The sequence below is a fragment of the Pseudoalteromonas sp. SWXJZ94C genome, assembly GCF_015864385.1.
Classification (GTDB): Bacteria; Pseudomonadota; Gammaproteobacteria; order Enterobacterales; family Alteromonadaceae; genus Pseudoalteromonas.
Genome location: NZ_JADYXF010000103.1, coordinates 1 through 3,332, shown reverse-complemented (window position 1 = coordinate 3,332; position 3,332 = coordinate 1). Strand labels below are relative to the sequence as shown.

Sequence of the window (3,332 nt, the reverse complement as noted above, 5' to 3'; positions counted from 1 at the left end):
TGCTCTTTAAAAATTTGGAAAAGCTGATAATAAAATTCTGATAGATACATTGTATTTATCAAGAGTTTTCAAAAGTAAAAAAAGAATGGTAGCAGTACCATTCAGTGCCATTTAGTTAACTCTTATGAGTTGATTGATTGGTATCTACTTTAGTATTCAATATTGACTTCTGGCGAAGTTAAACTGTCACAAAACAAAGACCCGTTTGGGTTGTATGGTTAAGTGACTAAGCGTACACGGTGGATGCCTTGGCAGTTGGAGGCGATGAAGGACGTATTAACTTGCGATAAGCCTAGTCAAGCTAGTAAAAAGCACTTGAGACTAGGATTTCCGAATGGGGAAACCCACCTGCTTGCAGGTATCGTTAACTGAATACATAGGTTAACGAAGCGAACGCGGAGAACTGAAACATCTAAGTACCCGTAGGAAAAGAAATCAACCGAGATTCCGAAAGTAGCGGCGAGCGAAATCGGAACAGCCCTTAAGCTTATTATGTGTTAATGGAAGGCTCTGGAAAGTGCCACGATACAGGGTGATAGTCCCGTACATGAAAAGACATTTTAAGTGAAATCGAGTAGGTCGGAGCACGTGAAACTTTGACTGAATATAGGTGGACCATCATCTAAGGCTAAATACTCCCAACTGACCGATAGTGAACCAGTACCGTGAGGGAAAGGCGAAAAGAACCCCTGTGAGGGGAGTGAAATAGAACCTGAAACCGTGTACGTACAAGCAGTAGGAGCCCACTTGTTGGGTGACTGCGTACCTTTTGTATAATGGGTCAGCGACTTATATTTTGTAGCGAGGTTAACCGAATAGGGTAGCCGTAGGGAAACCGAGTCTTAACTGGGCGAATAGTTGCAAGGTATAGACCCGAAACCCGGTGATCTAGCCATGGGCAGGTTGAAGGTTGAGTAACATCAACTGGAGGACCGAACCCACTAACGTTGAAAAGTTAGGGGATGACCTGTGGCTAGGAGTGAAAGGCTAATCAAACCGGGAGATAGCTGGTTCTCCCCGAAATCTATTTAGGTAGAGCCTCGGACGAATACTTACGGGGGTAGAGCACTGTTAAGGCTAGGGGGTCATCCCGACTTACCAACCCTTTGCAAACTCCGAATACCGTAAAGTAATATCCGGGAGACACACGGCGGGTGCTAACGTCCGTCGTGAAGAGGGAAACAACCCAGACCGCCAGCTAAGGTCCCAAAGTCATAGTTAAGTGGGAAACGATGTGGAAAGGCCCAGACAGCCAGGAGGTTGGCTTAGAAGCAGCCATCCTTTAAAGAAAGCGTAATAGCTCACTGGTCGAGTCGGTCTGCGCGGAAGATGTAACGGGGCTAAACTATGCACCGAAGCTGCGGATTCATCTTAGGATGAGTGGTAGGGGAGCGTTCTGTAAGCCGTTGAAGGTGTACCGGGAGGTATGCTGGAGGTATCAGAAGTGCGAATGCTGACATGAGTAACGATAATGGGAGTGAAAAACTCCCACGCCGGAAGACCAAGGGTTCCTATCCCATGTTAATCAGGGTAGGGTAAGTCGACCCCTAAGGCGAGGCCGAAAGGCGTAGTCGATGGGAAACAGATTAATATTTCTGTACTCGATATAATTGCGATGGGGGGACGGAGCAGGCTAAACAAGCATAGCGTTGGTAGTCTATGTGAAAGTGAGTAGGGCGTTTGGTTAGGTAAATCCGGGTTGCTATTAAGACTGAGACACGAGACGAGTCACTAAGGTGATGAAGTTGCTGATGCCATACTTCCAGGAAAAGCCTCTAAGCTTCAGATTATATGGAATCGTACCCCAAACCGACACAGGTGGTCAGGTAGAGAATACTAAGGCGCTTGAGAGAACTCGGGTGAAGGAACTAGGCAAAATCGTACCGTAACTTCGGGAGAAGGTACGCTCCTATCTGTGACGAGACTTGCTCTCTAAGCGGACGGGAGCCGCAGTGACCAGGTGGCTGGGACTGTTTATTAAAAACACAGCACTGTGCAAAATCGCAAGATGACGTATACGGTGTGACACCTGCCCGGTGCCGGAAGGTTAATTGATGGGGTTATCCTTAGGGAGAAGCTCTTGATCGAAGCCCCGGTAAACGGCGGCCGTAACTATAACGGTCCTAAGGTAGCGAAATTCCTTGTCGGGTAAGTTCCGACCTGCACGAATGGTGTAACCATGGCCACGCTGTCTCCACCCGAGACTCAGTGAAATTGAAATCGCAGTGAAGATGCTGTGTACCCGCGGCTAGACGGAAAGACCCCGTGAACCTTTACTACAGCTTGGCACTGAACATTGAACCTACATGTGTAGGATAGGTGGGAGACTTTGAAGCAGCGACGCTAGTTGTTGTGGAGTCAACCTTGAAATACCACCCTTGTAGTTTTGATGTTCTAACGTTGGCCCCTGAATCGGGGTTACGGACAGTGCCTGGTGGGTAGTTTGACTGGGGCGGTCTCCTCCTAAAGAGTAACGGAGGAGCACGAAGGTTGGCTAAGTACGGTCGGACATCGTACGGTTAGTGTAATGGTAGAAGCCAGCTTAACTGCGAGACAGACACGTCGAGCAGGTACGAAAGTAGGTCATAGTGATCCGGTGGTTCTGAATGGAAGGGCCATCGCTCAACGGATAAAAGGTACTCCGGGGATAACAGGCTGATACCGCCCAAGAGTTCATATCGACGGCGGTGTTTGGCACCTCGATGTCGGCTCATCACATCCTGGGGCTGAAGTCGGTCCCAAGGGTATGGCTGTTCGCCATTTAAAGTGGTACGCGAGCTGGGTTTAGAACGTCGTGAGACAGTTCGGTCCCTATCTGCCGTGGGCGTTTGAGAATTGAGAGGGGTTGCTCCTAGTACGAGAGGACCGGAGTGAACGAACCGCTGGTGTTCGGGTTGTCATGCCAATGGCATTGCCCGGTAGCTACGTTCGGAACTGATAAGCGCTGAAAGCATCTAAGCGCGAAGCAGGCCTCGAGATGAGTTCTCACTAGACTTTTAAAGTCTCTGAAGGGCCGTTGAAGACTACAACGTTGATAGGCAAGATGTGGAAGTGGTGTGAGCCATTAAGCTAACTTGTACTAATTACCCGTGAGGCTTAACCATACAACGCCAAACGCGTTTTATGTGATAGTGAAACAAGCGAAGAAGTTAATATGACTAAAGTAGATATTACTTAAGAAAGACTTAAAAAATATTATCAGATATTTTCCAAATTCAGTTAGTGCGTAGCGATACGGATTAACGCCCAAATTTGCTTGGTGACAATAGCGTTTTGGACCCACCTGACTCCATGCCGAACTCAGTAGTGAAACGAAACAGCGCCGATGATAG

General features: G+C 48.0%; 2 rRNA genes. Both read left to right on the top strand.

What is annotated here, in order from left to right:
* The first annotated feature begins 216 nt into the window (after positions 1-216).
* Positions 217-3,104 (top strand): 23S ribosomal RNA (locus I6F65_RS21060).
* A gap of 151 nt (positions 3,105-3,255) precedes the next feature.
* Positions 3,256-3,332 (top strand): 5S ribosomal RNA (rrf, locus tag I6F65_RS21055); the annotation flags it as partial.